13 protein-coding genes and 1 rRNA gene are annotated in these 16,242 nt (G+C 62.5%); 9 read left to right on the top strand and 5 right to left on the bottom strand.

Annotation, left to right across the window (positions count from 1 at the left end):
- Positions 1-176: 176 nt before the first annotated feature.
- Genes AC1Z32_RS33000 through AC1Z32_RS32980 form a run of 5 tightly spaced genes read left to right on the top strand, consistent with a single transcriptional unit; the run spans position 177 to position 5,157 of the window.
- The gene (locus tag AC1Z32_RS33000; protein WP_483483372.1) at positions 177-833 is read left to right on the top strand and encodes a GntR family transcriptional regulator; all 657 of its coding nucleotides are present in this window, start codon (positions 177-179) and stop codon (positions 831-833) included.
- A gap of 23 nt (positions 834-856) precedes the next feature.
- Positions 857-1,663 carry an SDR family oxidoreductase gene (locus tag AC1Z32_RS32995; RefSeq protein ID WP_483483008.1) on the top strand — a complete coding sequence of 269 codons (807 nt, stop codon included), beginning with the start codon at positions 857-859 and terminating at the stop codon, positions 1,661-1,663.
- A 15-nt stretch (positions 1,664-1,678) separates the two neighbouring features.
- A complete protein-coding gene (kce, locus tag AC1Z32_RS32990; protein ID WP_483483007.1) occupies positions 1,679-2,611 on the top strand; it encodes a 3,5-dioxohexanoate:acetyl-CoA acetone transferase in 933 nt (310 codons plus the stop codon).
- A 23-nt stretch (positions 2,612-2,634) separates the two neighbouring features.
- A complete protein-coding gene (locus tag AC1Z32_RS32985) occupies positions 2,635-3,576 on the top strand; it encodes a 3-hydroxyacyl-CoA dehydrogenase (protein WP_483483006.1) in 942 nt (313 codons plus the stop codon).
- Between the two features lie 51 nt (positions 3,577-3,627).
- Positions 3,628-5,157 (top strand): class I adenylate-forming enzyme family protein, encoded by a 1,530-nt coding sequence (locus AC1Z32_RS32980; RefSeq protein ID WP_483483005.1) that lies wholly within the window; start codon positions 3,628-3,630, stop codon positions 5,155-5,157.
- On the opposite strand, the gene AC1Z32_RS32975 is transcribed toward AC1Z32_RS32980, so the two are convergent.
- The 5 genes from AC1Z32_RS32975 to AC1Z32_RS32955 form a co-directional block, all read right to left on the bottom strand.
- Entirely contained in the window at positions 5,150-6,589 is a 1,440-nt protein-coding gene (locus AC1Z32_RS32975; protein WP_483483004.1) for an efflux transporter outer membrane subunit, read from the bottom strand. The two genes, AC1Z32_RS32980 and AC1Z32_RS32975, sit on opposite strands and share 8 nt — an antisense overlap.
- Positions 6,590-6,599: 10 nt before the next feature.
- On the bottom strand, positions 6,600-7,760 hold the full coding sequence (locus tag AC1Z32_RS32970) for an ABC transporter permease (RefSeq protein ID WP_483483003.1): 1,161 nt from the start codon (positions 7,758-7,760) through the stop codon (positions 6,600-6,602).
- Positions 7,757-8,701 (bottom strand): ABC transporter ATP-binding protein, encoded by a 945-nt coding sequence (locus tag AC1Z32_RS32965; RefSeq protein ID WP_483483002.1) that lies wholly within the window; start codon positions 8,699-8,701, stop codon positions 7,757-7,759. Before AC1Z32_RS32965 ends, AC1Z32_RS32970 begins: the two co-directional genes overlap by 4 nt.
- Positions 8,698-9,654 carry an HlyD family secretion protein gene (locus AC1Z32_RS32960; RefSeq protein WP_483483001.1) on the bottom strand — a complete coding sequence of 319 codons (957 nt, stop codon included), beginning with the start codon at positions 9,652-9,654 and terminating at the stop codon, positions 8,698-8,700. Before AC1Z32_RS32960 ends, AC1Z32_RS32965 begins: the two co-directional genes overlap by 4 nt.
- 179 nt (positions 9,655-9,833) lie before the next feature.
- On the bottom strand, positions 9,834-10,529 hold the full coding sequence (locus tag AC1Z32_RS32955; protein ID WP_483483000.1) for a phosphatase PAP2 family protein: 696 nt from the start codon (positions 10,527-10,529) through the stop codon (positions 9,834-9,836).
- Positions 10,530-10,711: 182 nt separating this feature from the next.
- On the opposite strand from AC1Z32_RS32955, the gene AC1Z32_RS32950 reads away from it, so the two are divergent.
- The 4 genes from AC1Z32_RS32950 to AC1Z32_RS32935 all read left to right on the top strand — a co-directional run bounded on the left by AC1Z32_RS32950 (position 10,712) and on the right by AC1Z32_RS32935 (position 16,192).
- Positions 10,712-10,882 (top strand): hypothetical protein, encoded by a 171-nt coding sequence (locus AC1Z32_RS32950; RefSeq protein WP_483482999.1) that lies wholly within the window; start codon positions 10,712-10,714, stop codon positions 10,880-10,882.
- Between the two features lie 212 nt (positions 10,883-11,094).
- Entirely contained in the window at positions 11,095-13,518 is a 2,424-nt protein-coding gene (locus AC1Z32_RS32945; RefSeq protein ID WP_483482998.1) for a penicillin acylase family protein, read from the top strand.
- Positions 13,519-13,875: 357 nt separating this feature from the next.
- Positions 13,876-14,238 (top strand): DUF4148 domain-containing protein, encoded by a 363-nt coding sequence (locus AC1Z32_RS32940; protein WP_483482997.1) that lies wholly within the window; start codon positions 13,876-13,878, stop codon positions 14,236-14,238.
- A 422-nt stretch (positions 14,239-14,660) separates the two neighbouring features.
- Positions 14,661-16,192 (top strand): 16S ribosomal RNA (locus AC1Z32_RS32935).
- Positions 16,193-16,242: the final 50 nt, after the last annotated feature.

Genomic DNA, 16,242 nt, shown 5'->3' with positions numbered 1-16,242 from the left:
TAGCGATTCGCGGTTGACTCGCATCGTCGCGCGTCCGAAACTCTAGCCATCCGGATGTGATCACAGGTCACACGATTCCGAAAGCATCGCAGCGGCCGAACGAAAGAACGGAGGCAGAGGTGGCGGCACGGACGACTACGGACTTACCCGCGCTCGAACTGGTTGCACGCGAAACGATGGCCGGTCGCGTCTATGCGCAACTGAAGCAGGCCATCATGACGGGCCGCTTCGCGCCCGGACAATTGCTGAGCCTGCGCAGCGTGGCCGAGGCAGTCGGCTCCTCGACGATGCCGGTGCGCGCCGCGCTCACGCGCCTGCAGGCGGAAGGCGCCTTGATCGACGGCCCCGGCCGCGCGCTGATGGTCCCGCCGATGACGCCCGAATTGCTCGAAGAGTTGCGCGACGTGCGCATCGCGCTGGAAGGCGCGGTCGCGAAGCGTGCGGCATCGCGCATGACGCGCGCGCATCTCGAAGCGCTCCAGGCGATCTTTGACACAATGGACGCGCACGTCGAAGCGGGCGATGCCCCCGCGTATCTGCGCAGCAACTTCGAATTCCATGTCGCCATTTATACGCGCGGCGCGAGCGATCTCACGCTCGCGACGATCCAGAACCTCTGGATGCGCATCGGCCCGTTCCTCAATCTCGTCGCTCCCGACATTCCCCACATGCGCCGTTCGATGAAGGCGCATCGACATATCGTCGAAGCGCTCTGGCGCGGCGACGGCGAAGGCGCGCGCGCCGGCATCGAGGAAGACATCGGCGATGCGGCCGCGGACCTGCGCGAAAGGCTTCAGGCGAGCAATAAGGACGGCGTGCAAGAAAGCGCCTGAGCATGACAACAACGGAGACAGGCATGACGGTTCTTCAGATGCTGAAACCGCACGCGGGCTTGCGCGTGCTCATCACGGGCGGCGCATCGGGCATCGGGCTCGTGATGGCGCGCGCGTTCGTCGATGCCGGCGCGCGCGTGCACGTCTGCGATGCGAGCGCCGAAGCGATCGATGCATTGACCCAGGCCGAAGCGAGCGCGGAGTGCAACGCGATCACGTCGACGCTCGCGGATGTATCGGACAAGGATGCCGTCGAGCGCGTGTTCGCCGATGTGCAAAGCGAACTCGGCGGGCTCGATGTGCTCGTGAACAACGCGGGCATTGCGGGGCCGACAGGCGGCATCGAAGAGATCGACGTGAACGAGTGGGAAGAGACCATCGAGGTCAATCTCAACGCGCAGTTCTACTTCGCGCGCCGCGCGGTGCCGCTCTTGCGCGGCGCGCATGGCGGCGGGACGATCATCGCGCTGTCTTCGGTGGCGGGACGCCTCGGCTATGCGTTCCGCACGCCGTATGCAGCGACGAAGTGGGCCGTCGTCGGGATGACGAAGAGCCTTGCGATCGAGCTGGGGCCGTCGAATATCCGCGTCAATGCGATCCAGCCGGGCGTCGTGAAAGGGCCGCGCATCGAGCGCGTGATCGCCGCGCGCGCGAAGCAGTTGAACCTCTCTTATGAAGAGATGGAGAAGCAGTATCTCGAGAAGATTTCGCTGCGCCGCATGACGACGCCCGAGGAAATCGCGGCCACCGCGCTCTTTCTCTGTTCGCCCGCGGGCAGCGGCATCTCGGGACAGGCGATCTCGGTGTGCGGCAATGTGGAAGTCCTTTAAAACAACGGGAATCACATGGCAACGAAACGCAAGGTCATCATCACGTGCGCGCCGACGGGCGCGATCCATACGCCTTCGATGTCGCCGTATCTTCCGCTGACGCCGCAGCAGATCGGGGATGCGGCATTGGCCGCGGCGAAAGAAGGCGCGGCGATCCTGCATTTGCACGCACGCGATCCGAACGACGGCCACCCGACGCAAGACCCGGCCGTGTTTCAGGCGTTTCTGCCGCGCATCAAGGAGGAAACGGATGCGGTCATCAACATCACGACGGGCGGCAGTCCGCACATGACCGTCGCGGAACGCCTGAAGCCCGCGCATCACTTCAAGCCGGAAGTGGCGTCGCTGAACATGGGCTCGATGAACTTCGGCCTCTATCCGATGCTGGAGCGCTTCAAGGAATTCAGATACGAGTGGGAGCGCAAGCATCTGGAAAACAGCCGCGATCTCGTGTTCAAGAACACCTTCGCGGATATCGAATACATCCTGACCTCGTGCAGCGCGAACGGCACGCGCTTCGAGTACGAGTGCTACGACATCTCGCATCTCTACAACCTCGCCCATTTCGTCGATCGCGGGCTCGCGAAGCCGCCATTCTTCGTGCAGAGCGTGTTCGGTTTGCTCGGCGGCATCGGGCCGCATCCGGAAGATCTCGCGCACATGAAGCGCACCGCGGATCGCCTCTTCGGCAAGGACTATGTGTGGTCGATTCTCGGCGCGGGACGCAACCAGATTCCGCTCGCTTCGATCGGCGTCGCGCAGGGATCGAATGTGCGTGTCGGGCTTGAAGACTCGTTGTGGATCGAGCCGGGCAAGCTCGCCGAATCGAGCGCGGCGCAGGTGCGCAAGATCCGGCAAGTGATCGAAGGGCTGTCGCTCGATATCGCAACGCCCGCCGAGGCGCGCGAGATGCTCAAGCTGAAGGGCGCCGCCGAAACCAACTTCTGACAACTCGTGAGGACCAGATACAGATGCAAGCGAAGAACATTGCGGTGATAGGTTCCGGCCGCATCGGCCGCGCGTGGGCGATCGTCTTTGCGAAAGGCGGCTTCAACGTGAAGATTCACGATGCGTCGCCGGAGATGCTTTCCGGCGCGATTCCCGCGATCCGCGAAAGCGTGCAGGATCTCGCATCCTTCGATCTGATCGATGAACCAGCCGATACTATCGTCGCCCGCATCACCGCATGCGAAAGCCTCGCCGATGCCGTCGCCGATGCGGATCTCGTGCAGGAGAACATCGCGGAGGTCGTCGAAGCGAAGCGCGCGCTCTTCATCGAACTGGACCGGCTCACGAAGCCCGATGCGTTGCTCGCGAGTTCGACCTCCGGATTGCCGGCATCGACATTCACGGAGGGCATCGAAGGGCGCGCGCGTTGCCTCGTCGCGCATCCGGTGAATCCGCCATCGCTCGTGCCGCTCGTCGAACTGTGCGGCGCGCCGTGGACTTCGCAGGAAACCATGGAACGTGCGCGCGTCATCTATGAAGAGGCGGGGCAGAAGCCCGTGACCGTCAATCGCGAAATCTCGGGCTTTCTGCTCAATCGCCTGCAAGGCGCGGTGCTCGACGAAGCGTTGAGCCTCTACGAGCAAGGCTACGCGAGCGCCGCCGATCTGGACACCGTCATGCGCGATGGCCTCGCGATGCGCTGGTCGTTCATGGGCCCGTTCGAAACGATCGATCTGAACGCGCCTGGCGGCGTCGCCGATTACGCGGCGCGTTACGGCGGCACGTATCGCACGATCACGTCGGGACGCAAGCCGTTCGACTGGCCCGCCGCCACACTCGACAAGCTCGATGCCGAGCGCCGCGCCGTGCTGCCGCGCGAGAAGATCGAAGAACGCAGCCGCTGGCGCGACCGCAGATTGATGGCGCTGCTCGCGCATCGGCGCGAGGTCGAGGGCGGCGAATGAAGCATGAGCGTTATCATTCGGGCCTCAGGGTCACGAACGATATCGCTCGACATGGATACGAACAAGCTCATCGCGTCGCTGCCCGCGCGCATCGACGCGATCGTCACGCGCGGGGCGAAGGCGCATGCCGATCACATCGCGCTGCACGAGGATGCGCGCGCGCTGACGTACAGGCAACTCGACGATGCGGTGGATGCGCTCGCCGCGCGTCTTGCGAATGCGGGCGTGCGAGCCGGCGACCGCGTGATGCTGATCGGCGAGAACAGCGTCGCGCTCGTCGCGGCGCTATTCGCGGTGAGCCGTCTCGACGGGTGGGCGCTCGTCGCGAATGCGCGCCTTTCCGCGGTCGAGCTCGATGCGATACGCGCGCACGCGAAACCGCGCATCGCTTTCTATACGATCGACGCATCTGATGATGCCGCGGGTCACGCGCAACGCGACGGCGCTGTGCCCGCGTCGCTCGACGCCACACCGATCGGCGCATTCGCGCTCGGAGCCATCGATACGTCGTCGACACAGGAGCCGCATGGGCTGCCTTCGGACCGGCAATGCGCGGCGCTCATCTACACGACCGGCACGACGGGCACGCCGAAAGGCGTGATGTTGTCGCATCGCAATCTGCTGTTCGTCGCGGCGGCATCGAGCACGCTGCGTCGCGTGGGTTCCGGCGATCGCGTGTATGCCGTGTTGCCGATCTCGCATGTATTCGGCCTGACGTCCGTGTGCCTCGGTTCGCTGTACGCGGGCGCGACGTTGCGGCTCGCGGCGCGTTTCGATACCGAGCGCGCGGGCCGCGTGCTCAGCGAGGAACGTATGACGATCTTTCAGGGCGTGCCCGCAATGCACGCGAAGCTGATCGATCATTTCAAGCCGCGCGGCGGACTGAACGCGCCATCGCTGCGCTTCGTCTATTGCGGCGGCTCGCCGCTCGACATGTCGCTCAAGGCCGCTGCGGAAGCGTTCTACGGCGTGCCCTTGCACAACGGCTACGGCATGACCGAAACGAGCCCCACCGTGTCGAACACGCTGCTCGATGCGCCCGCGCGCGATGCATCCGTTGGTCCGCTGGTGCCCGGCGTCGAGGCGCGCATCGTGCCGCTCGCGCCACACGGCAACGCCGACGATACCGGCGAGCTATGGGTGCGCGGCCCGAACGTGATGCTCGGCTACTATCGCGATCCGGCGCAGACGGCGGCCACGGTCACGGCGGACGGATGGCTCAAAACCGGCGATCTCGCGCGCTTCGAAAACGGCAATCTGTATATCGTCGGGCGCAGCAAGGAGCTCATCATCCGCTCCGGTTTCAACGTCTATCCCGCCGAAGTGGAGCAGGCGCTCAACAGCCATCCCGCCGTGCTGCATTCGGCCGTGATCGGTCGCAGCGTGCCGGGCAACGAGGACGTCCTCGCGTTCGTCGAACTGCGGCCGGGCTTCGCGGCGGATGAAACCGCGCTCGCGCAATGGGCGAGCGAACGGCTCGCGCCGTACAAGCGGCCTTCCTCGATTCGCATTCTCGACGCGCTGCCAGTGTCCGCGAGCGGCAAGGTGCTCAAGCATCGGCTCGGCACGCTCTCTAATTAGTTGCAGATGCAACCGGTGCGATCGCGGCTTTCGTGTCTTCGCCGGCGCCGCCTAGCGACTGGAACAGCGCGGCCGTGTCGGAGAGGCGGTTCGCTTGCGCGAGCGCGTAATCGAGCTGTGTCTGCAGCGCCTGGCGTTGCGTGTCGAGCAAATCGAAACGGCTAACGCCGCCTGCTGCATAGCGCGCGTTGTTCGTATCGAGATTCGCCTGCGCTTCGTTCGCCGCCACCGCGCGCGCCTGCAATGCATCAGCGTCGTTTCGCAGCGCGGTCAGGCTGTCGGCGACCTGTTGCAAAGCGTCCAGCACGGTCTGTCTATAGGCGCCGAGCGCCGCGTCATACGCTGCCTCCGCCGAACGTTTCTTCGCGCGCAATTCGCCGCCATGAAAAAGCGGTTGCGTGAGATTCAGCCCGAAGTTCCATACATTCATGCTGCTCAGCATGTCCTGGATGTTCGTGCGCTGGCTTCCCGCACCCGCGGACAGCGAGAACTTCGGATAGAGGTCGGCCGTCGCCACGCCGACATTCGCGCTCGCCCGATGCAGCAACGCCTCCGATGCGCGAATGTCGGGGCGTTCGCGCGCGAGCGTCGAAGGCAGCGTGAGCGGCACGCTGTCGGGCAGATGCAGCGAGTCGAGGGTAAGCGCATCGAAATCGGCTTTCGATGGCTCGACGCCGAGCAGCACCGCGAGCCGGTGATCCGCCTGCTCGCGTTGCGTCACGAGCGATGGCAGGCTCGCGCGCGTCTGCTCGACGAGCGTGCGCTGGCTGCGCACATCGAATGGCGCGACGCCGCCCGCCTTGAGCCGGCCTTCCATGATGTTCAACTGCCGCGTCTGGGCATCGACGAGACGCTCGGTCAGCGCGATCTGCTGCTGCAATGAAGCACGCCGGATCGCGGCGGACACGACATTGCCCGCGATCGAAAGCCGCGCCGCATCGAGCTCGAAGGACTCGTAATCCACTTGCGCGCGCACGGCTTCGAGCGCGCGCCGCTCGCCACCGAAAATATCGAGCGTGTACGACACGCTCACCGATGCATCGTAGAGCGTGAACGGCCCGGGGCTCGGCACGGGCACGCCGAACGCGGCCGGATCGACCTTTTGACGCGCGGCGGAAAGCGTTGCATCCACGGCGGGGAAATAAGTCGCGCCCGCTTGCGCACGGTAATCTTCACGCGCCTGCAGAAGCTTCGCGCGAGCTTGCGCGAGGGTCGGGCTGTCGCTCAATGCGCGCTCGACGAGGCGATTCAGCGCATCGGAGCCGAACTGCGTCCACCACTGCGGCAAGGCGTGATCGGCTGCGGGAAAACCTTGCGCCGTCACCGGCGTGCGGACGTAGCTTTGTGTATCGGGCGGCGCGGGCGAATGAAAGTCCGGGCCGACGGTGCAGCCGCACAATGCGAGCGCGCAGAGGGAAAGGAGCGGTTTCATCGACGTCTCCCTAGTCGAGCGTGCGCCGATAAAAGCGCAGCGCAATGCCCATCACGATGACGGTGAAAAGCATCATCGGCCAGACCGAAGGCCACAGGTCCGCCCAGCCGTCACCCTTGAGCAGAATGCCGCGAATCAGGCGGTTGAAGTAGGTGAGCGGCAGCAGATTGCCGATGAACTGCGCCCACGCGGGCATGCCCGCGAACGGAAACATGAAGCCCGACAGAAGGATGTTCGGCAGGAAATAGAACATGGTCAGCTGCATGGCCTGAAGCTGGTTCTGCGCGAGCGACGAAAGCGTGATGCCCACCGTCAGGTTCGCGGCGATGAAAAGCAGCGCGGCGAGATAGATCGCGAACGGATTGCCGACGAAAGGCACATGAAACACGAAGCGCGTGGCCGCCAGAATGATCGACGCCTGTATGAGGCCGATGAACACGTAAGGCACGATCTTCCCCGTCATCACCTCGACGGGGCGCACGGGCGTCGCGAGCAGATTTTCCATCGTGCCGCGCTCGCGTTCGCGCGTCATCGCGAGGCCGGTCATCATCACGAGCGTCATCGTGAGAATCACGCCCATCAAGCCCGGCACGACGTTGTATTGCGTGACGCCCTCGGGGTTGTAGAGGTTATGAACCTGTACGTCGAATGCGGCGGGCGTGCCGTTCAGATGCGCGAGCGGACCGGTTATGTCCTTGCTCGCCACGGACTGCACGAGCTTCGACAGCGCCGAGGTCGCCTTGCTGATCGCGATCGGATCGCTGGCGTCGGCCTCGACGAGCAATACGGGCCGCTCGGCGCGCAATATCTTGCGCGAGAAATCGGCCGGAATGTTGAGCACGAAAAGCACGCGGCCCTGGGCGAGCGCGCGGCGGCCGGCTTCGTCGTCGGGCAGCGTTTCGACGATATCGAAGTACGCGGAATGCTCCATCGCCGCGATGAAGCTGCGCGAGAACGGACTTTGATCGCCGACGATGACGGCCGTCGGCAAATGCTTCGGGTCCGTGTTGATGGCATAGCCGAAGAGCGCGAGCTGCACGATCGGCAAGCCGACGATCATGCCGAACGTGATGCGGTCGCGCCGCAATTGCAGAAACTCCTTGATGACGATGCTCCACCAGCGCGTGATGGAGAAGCGCGTGAACATCGCGAAGGGGCCGCGCGTTGTCATGGCGCCACCTTGAAATTGTCGGTCGAGCGGCTCATCAGATAGATGAAGACGTCTTCGAGGCCCGTCGCGATGGGCTCGGCGCGCATCCCGCCGTCTTTCGTCGCATCGCGCACGGCTTTTTCGAGCGCGGCATGATCGCTGCCGCTCACGTGAAGCGCCGAGCCGAACACGACCGTCTGATCGACGCCCGGGGCTTTGCGCAGGCGTTCGGAGAGCGCGCTCAGACGCTCGCCGTGAATGCTCCATGTGGACAGATTCTGCGACGCGATCACTTCATTCGCGGTGCCTTGCGCGAGCAGCTTGCCATAGGCGATATACGCGAGCTTGTGGCAGCGCTCGGCTTCGTCCATGTAGTGCGTGCTGACGAGCACGGAGATGCCCTTCGCGGCGAGCCGATGCAGCTCTTCCCAGAAGTCGCGGCGCGCGGTGGGATCGACGCCCGCGGTCGGCTCGTCGAGCAACAGCAGTTTCGGCTCGTGCAGCATGCAGGCCGCGAGTGCGAGCCGCTGCTTCCATCCGCCCGATAGCGAACCCGTTAGCTGATTGGCGCGGCTTTGCAGGCCGAGCGCTTCGAGTGCGCGGTCTACTGCCGCGCGGCGATTCGCCATCTGATAGATGCGCGCGACGAAATCGAGGTTCTCGCGGATCGTCAGGTCTTCCCAGTACGAGAAGCGCTGCGTCATGTAGCCGACGTTGCGCTTGATTTCCTCGCTTTCGCGCACGAGGTCGTAGCCAAGGCATGTGCCGCTGCCCGAGTCGGGCGTGAGGAGGCCGCACATCAGGCGAATGGAGGTGGTCTTGCCGCTGCCGTTCGGCCCGAGAAAGCCGAAGATCTCGCCGCGCGCGACCTGCAACGAGACATCGTTGACGACGTGCTTGTCGCCGAAATGCTTGTTGAGATTGTGTACGTCGATGGCATACGGCGTATCCTGCGGGCTCATTGCAACCTCACCGCGACGGGTTGGCCGGGATGAAGCTTTGCCGCATCGCTCGTTTGCGGATGCGCCTCGATCATGAACACGAGCTTCGAGCGGTTTTCATTGCTATAGATGACGGGCGGCGTGTATTCCGCCTGATTGGACACGTAGGTGATGGTCGCGGGCACGTTTTCCGCGCAGCCGTCGCAATGAATGGATACCGCGCGGCCCGGCGCGAGACCGCCCACGACGCTTTCGGGCACGAAGAAGCGGACCTTCACGTTCTGCGGCGGCAGCATCTGCACGACGGGACTGCCCGCCTGCACCCACTCTCCTACGCGATAGAGCGTGTCGTACACGAGTCCGTCGGCGGGCGCGGCGACACGCTTCTGATCGACTTTCCATTGCGCCTGCGCGACGAAGGCCTGCGCGGCGGCCACTTGCGCGCGCTGCGCGGCGATCTGCTGCGGGCGTCCCGGCAGACGCGCGACGTCGACCTGCTCGCTGAGGTCGCGGACTTGCGCGGCTGTGGCGTCGGCATTCGCGCGCGAATCGTCGAGTTGCCCCTTGGCGATGCCGCCGGCGTCGAACTGCGCCTGGTCGCGGCTCAGTTGCAGCGCGGCCTTGCGGGCGTTCGCGCGTGCCTGAGCCAGTTGCGCGCGCACCGAAGCGACTTCCGGCGCGCGCTTGCCGGTCAGGATGTCCTCGAGCTGCGACTGCGCGGACGTCAACTGGCGCTGCGCCTGATCGAGCGCGGCGGTTTCATCGACGGATTCGAGCGCGAACGCGCTCGCACCGGTTTTCACGGTTTGCCCGCGCGTGACGGACAACGCCGTGAGCTTGCCAGATTGCGACGAGCCGAGATAGACGAACTCGCCCTCGACATAGCCCTGATAGGTGTCGCGGTCCTGATGCGAGCACGCCGCAAGCGCGGCGACGAGCAGCAGGCAGATCGGTATGCCGGTGATGCGGCTCATGGCGCGCTCCGTGATAAGTGCGATTTCGCGTCTTGGTTGGTCTACCAAACAATACGTGAGGCGAGGCGTCGATGTCAAGCGCGGCGCGCGCGTGTCGCACGCGCGCATGTCAAGACAAGGATAGGAGAGGACGGCGCCAGTGCGGCGTCTGCCCGAAGAAAAGCGAAGGAGGGTAGCGCTTAGAGCGCCTTCAGGACCGAGACGGCGAGCATGCGCGGCTCGTCGAACATGGTCGCGAGCTCGAAGAAGAACAGGAACGCGAGCGTGTAGCCGAGTGCCGGCCAGTGCTCCATGAATCGCACGAAGAACGGCGCGAAGCGGGCGCGAAGTGGCGCGCGCGTGACGAGCCAGGCGGTCAGCGCGCCGATCGCGGCGCCTCCGATCACATCGGTCGGATAGTGCAGGCCGAGATAGACACGCGGCAGGCATACGAAGACGATGCACTGCAGGATCGCGAGCACGCCGATCCATCGCCACACGAGAAAGATCCCGACCGCGATCGCCATCCATAGCGCGGCGTGATCGCTGGGAAACGAACTCCACATGCGTAAAAACTTTCCCGTCTCAGTCACCAGCGCAAAGTTCAGATGGATATTCGGATCATAGACCGGGCGCAGGCGAAACGGCAGCGCGAACGCGAAGAGCCGGCCGAGCACGAAGGCAACGAGGCCGGAAAGCAGAATGGCGACCACCATCTCGCGGCGCCATTGCTGCGAATCGCCCTCCTTGAACCAGATCGCCCACAGGATCGCGAGCGGAAGCAACCCTTTGGTCAGGTAAAAATCGGCAATCGTGTGAACCGCGTGAGTAAAAATGACAGACGAGGCGCCGATATGTACTAGCCAAGTCTGAACCGACGTGTCGAAAGCGTTCACGCGCCGCTTCTCCCTTCTTTATGAACATTCGATGAAAAGCGTACGGGGGCGAACGCCCGTTTGTTCGTGCGGCGCCTCGCATAACGGTAAAGACGATGGGTTTAGCGGTTCGATGAAAGCGTATCGAAAGGGAGAGCGGGCATTACGTGTGCTTCTCCGATCGCGACACGAGGCGAATGCACATGAACGATCTATTGAAAATTGCGCAGGACTGTGGCTTTTCGGTGGTGCTGGAAGGACGGATCGGCACGCAGGAATACAACAGCGTGAGCGGCCCGCTGCAGGCGTTGGAAAAATTCGCGGAGGCCATCCGCGACACGGTGTTGCAGGAGCAGCCGCGACAGGACGAGTGAAAAGGATCCGTGATGCAGTGCGATTAGCTCGCGCATCGTAGACGCTCCGACGCGCATGGGCGTGGCAGGCATTATATGCGTCGAATTAGTTCGGTATCCAAAGTAGATGATGGATCGAAGATCGAACTGCCCTTTGCGCATCCTTCGCATTCGAATTACATTGCTATACCCGCGTAACTCGAATCGATACGTATAAGAACGGAGACGCTCAGATGAAGGGAAAGAAAGGACAACGCCTGCTCGCGCTCATGGTCGGCGCATCGCTGCTGGGACCGCTTGCCGCGCAAGACGCACTCGCCGATGCATCCAGCGTCGAAACGATCGCCGTGGCGGGGCTTTCGCAGCCATCGGATATTCTGATCGACCGCTGGGGCGTGCCGCACATCTTCGCGGCCAACGACAGCGACGCATTCTTCGTGCAAGGCTTCAACGCCGCACGCGATCGCATGTTCCAGATCGACCTCTGGCGCAGACGCGGCCTGGGCGAGCTTTCTGAAGTGTTCGGCCCCGCCTATGTCGAGCAGGACAAGGCCACGCGCCTCTTTCTCTATCGCGGCGACATGGCCACCGAATGGCAGCGTTATGGTCCCGACGCGAAGCCCGCGGCGACGCGCTTCGCGGCAGGCGTCAACGCCTATATCGACTGGCTCGCCGCGCATCCGGACCGCATGCCCTACGAATTCCGCAAGATCGGCTATTGGCCGGCGAAGTGGAATGCGGACGACATCGTGCGCATCCGCAGCCATGGTCTCACGAGAAACCTGACGAGCGAAGTGGCGCGTGCGCGCGTGGCATGCAAGAGTTCGCTCGATGCGGATACGGTGCGCTTCGGTCTGCAGCCGCCGTGGAAGGCGCAGATGCCCGCTGGGCTCGATCCCTGTCTTCCCGACGACGTGCTCAAGGTCTTCACGCTCGCGACGCAAGGCGTGCGCGTGACAAAGGAATCGATGAAGAGCGCCGATGCATCGACGACGGTCATCGCCGCCGCCGACAATCCCGAGGAGGTCACCGAAGGCAGTAACAACTGGGTGATCGCGCCGTCGAAGTCCGCCACGGGCCGCGCGATCATGGCGAACGATCCGCATCGCGCATATGCGGCGCCTAGCCTGCGCTACATTCAGCAGATCAGCACGCCGACGCTCGATATCATCGGCGCGGGCGAGCCTTCCGCGCCGGGTATTTCGATCGGGCATAACGGCTCGATCGCGTACGGTCTCACGATCTTCAATATCGATCAGGAAGATCTCTATGTATATGAGCTGAATCCGGCGAATCCGCGGCAGTATCGATACAAGGGCAAATGGGAGCCGATGCGCGTCGTGCGCGAGCAGATCGCCGTGCGCAATGGCGCACCCGTCACCGCCGATCTGCTCTTCACGCGCCACGGTCCCGTGATCTATACGGAAGAGGGCAAGCATCGCGCGTTTGCGGTGCGTACCGCGTGGCTGTCGCCGGGCATGTCGCCATACTTCGATTCGATGCGCTATATGCGCGCGAAGAATTACGCGCAATTCAAGGCCGCGCTCGCGACATGGGGCGCGCCGACCGTCAATCAGGTCTATGCGGACAAGGATGGCAATATCGGCTGGGTGCCGAGCGGGCTCGCGCCGATTCGCCCGAACTGGGATGGCCTCATGCCCGTGCCCGGCGATGGCCGCTATGAATGGGCGGGCTTCTGGCCGCGCGATGCGATGCCTTCGGTCTACAATCCCGCGCAAGGCTACTTCACCACGTCGAATGAAATGAATCTGCCTGCGGGCTATCCGTATGCGGAGCGCAAGCTCGGCTTCGAATGGACCAACGGGGCGCGTCATCAGCGCATTGATGAGGTATTGAAGTCGCTGCCCAAGGTGTCGATCGAAGATTCGGAGCGTCTGCAGAACGATATCGTTTCGATCCCGGCGCGCAGGCTCGTCGCTTTGCTCGCACCGCTTTCGAGTGACGACGAAGACACGCGCGCCGCGCTCGCGATGCTCAAGGGCTGGGACGCGCACATGGGCGCCGATTCACCGCAAGCGGCGCTCGAGGAAGTGTGGCTGTCGCGGCATCTCGGGCGTGTGTTCAAGGAGGCGGTGTTGCCGAAGAACGCGGCTTCGTCGTTCGGCGCCCCCGATACGGCGGTGATGCTCGATACGCTCGAGCACCCCGATACGCGCTTCGGCGATAACGCGCAAGCCAGACGCGATGCCGTGCTGCTTTCGAGTCTTCACGATGCCTATGGCGAGATGCGGCATCTGCAAGGCCCCGATGCAAGTCAGTGGCAATGGGGCAAGCTGCAGACGAACCTGAACGCACATCCCTTGGCAGATGTCGTCGATGCGGACATGCGCGCGAAGCTCAACGTCGGGCCGATAGGAAAGGGCGGCAGCGCGTACACGCCGAATCAGTCGACGTACCGCGCGAGCGATTTCCGCGAGACCAACGGGCCGTCGTTCCGTGTTGTCGTCGATGTCGGTAATTGGGACGCGTCGCGCGCGGTGAATCTGCCGGGCGAGTCGGGCGATCCGGATAGCCCGCATTATCGCGATCTCGCGCGGATGTGGCTCGATGGGCAGTATTTTCCGTTGCTGTACTCGCGCTCGGCCGTCGAGGCCGCGACCGAGAAGCGCGTGCATCTCGTGCCCGACGCGCATTGAGCATCGGCATCGCAGCGACATTGTTGCGAGATCGGCAAGGCATCTTCAACGCAAGCGGCGATGATCTTCGCGCCGCCTTGCGTCACAATTCAGGCGCGGTGGACGGGTGCTGGCTGGCGCCTTGCCGGACTCCTCATCCGGTTCGTCCTCCGCGCTTCCTTTCTTTCCCCTCTTCTTTCTTGATCTCCTGCTTCGACGTGGGAATAGATCGCCACGTCCCCGGGTTAACCAATCGAAGCCTCTAGCTTGAAACCCGGGTATCGAGTGAGTCGAAGCCGCGCAAGGGCCCTGTGCGTTCGATGAGGTTCGTGGATCGCGTGCGATCCGGTCAACCTTTTCTGTCGGAGTGTGAAGATCATGAACGCCATCGCCAAAGTCGTCGTGTCCCTCGCCGTGGTCGCGGCGCCCACCTTCGCTTTCGCGCAAAGCCAAAGCGCGCCGTTGAGTCGCGCACAAGTGAAGGCCGAACTCGTCCAGCTCGAACAGGCAGGCTATTCGCCCGCCACGGGTGAGCAGGCGAACTATCCCGCCGATATCCAGGCTGCGGAAGCGAAGGTCGCCGCGCAGCAGAACATGAACGAAGGGAATGAAGGCTATGGTGGCACGCATCCCGAGGCTGGCGCGTCGGGTCGCAGCACCATGTCGATGAAGCATGGCTCGATGCCGGATTCGGATTGCGTCGGGCCAGCAGGATTCTGTAGGCCGTTCTTTGGAAGCTGAGCCGTCAGGCGATTGTCGAGCGCGAGGAGATCGATCAAGGCTTTTCGCGTTCGAAATCTTGAAGCCTGGATATCTGGATTTCGGACGCGCTGGCCGATACAGAAAATAATTTGCGAAAAGGGCTTGCGGTGGTGTCACCGGGCGGTCATAATCTCGTTTCTCTGCTGCTGATAACGCAGCGACGCAAGACGGCAGGCAGCAAAGCCCTTGCGATGTGCTCTTTAAAAACTAACAGCCGATAAGTGTGGGCGCTTGATGGCGAGTGCGGTTTCAGTCTTTCGGGGCTGAGGCAATAGCAAAAGTAATCAAGAGTCTCACACGAAGTATCAGAGGAAGGTTTTTCTGTCTTAAGACAGATTAATCATCGTCAGTACGTTGAGTGAGCGACCGGGTTCGTAGAACCCGAAAACAGTAACAGGTTTGAACTGAAGAGTTTGATCCTGGCTCAGATTGAACGCTGGCGGCATGCCTTACACATGCAAGTCGAACGGCAGCACGGGGGCAACCCTGGTGGCGAGTGGCGAACGGGTGAGTAATACATCGGAACGTGTCCTGTAGTGGGGGATAGCCCGGCGAAAGCCGGATTAATACCGCATACGACCTAAGGGAGAAAGCGGGGGATCTTCGGACCTCGCGCTATAGGGGCGGCCGATGGCAGATTAGCTAGTTGGTGGGGTAAAGGCCTACCAAGGCGACGATCTGTAGCTGGTCTGAGAGGACGACCAGCCACACTGGGACTGAGACACGGCCCAGACTCCTACGGGAGGCAGCAGTGGGGAATTTTGGACAATGGGGGCAACCCTGATCCAGCAATGCCGCGTGTGTGAAGAAGGCCTTCGGGTTGTAAAGCACTTTTGTCCGGAAAGAAAACTTCGCCGCTAATATCGGTGGAGGATGACGGTACCGGAAGAATAAGCACCGGCTAACTACGTGCCAGCAGCCGCGGTAATACGTAGGGTGCGAGCGTTAATCGGAATTACTGGGCGTAAAGCGTGCGCAGGCGGTCTGTTAAGACCGATGTGAAATCCCCGGGCTTAACCTGGGAACTGCATTGGTGACTGGCAGGCTTTGAGTATGGCAGAGGGGGGTAGAATTCCACGTGTAGCAGTGAAATGCGTAGAGATGTGGAGGAATACCGATGGCGAAGGCAGCCCCCTGGGCCAATACTGACGCTCATGCACGAAAGCGTGGGGAGCAAACAGGATTAGATACCCTGGTAGTCCACGCCCTAAACGATGTCAACTAGTTGTTGGGGATTCATTTCCTTAGTAACGTAGCTAACGCGTGAAGTTGACCGCCTGGGGAGTACGGTCGCAAGATTAAAACTCAAAGGAATTGACGGGGACCCGCACAAGCGGTGGATGATGTGGATTAATTCGATGCAACGCGAAAAACCTTACCTACCCTTGACATGGTCGGAAGTCTGCTGAGAGGTGGACGTGCTCGAAAGAGAACCGGCGCACAGGTGCTGCATGGCTGTCGTCAGCTCGTGTCGTGAGATGTTGGGTTAAGTCCCGCAACGAGCGCAACCCTTGTCCTTAGTTGCTACGCAAGAGCACTCTAAGGAGACTGCCGGTGACAAACCGGAGGAAGGTGGGGATGACGTCAAGTCCTCATGGCCCTTATGGGTAGGGCTTCACACGTCATACAATGGTCGGAACAGAGGGTTGCCAAGCCGCGAGGTGGAGCCAATCCCAGAAAACCGATCGTAGTCCGGATCGCAGTCTGCAACTCGACTGCGTGAAGCTGGAATCGCTAGTAATCGCGGATCAGCATGCCGCGGTGAATACGTTCCCGGGTCTTGTACACACCGCCCGTCACACCATGGGAGTGGGTTTCACCAGAAGTAGGTAGCCTAACCGCAAGGAGGGCGCTTACCACGGTGGGATTCATGACTGGGGTGAAGTCGTAACAAGGTAGCCGTATCGGAAGGTGCGGCTGGATCACCTCCTTTCTCGAGCTTCGCACGACACTATCAAGTGCTCACGCTTATCGGCTGTGGTT

This window comes from Caballeronia sp. 11_S32, from assembly GCF_056930355.1.
The sequence above is the reverse complement of the archived record's forward strand: the minus strand, read 5'-3'. Positions and strand labels throughout refer to the sequence as shown.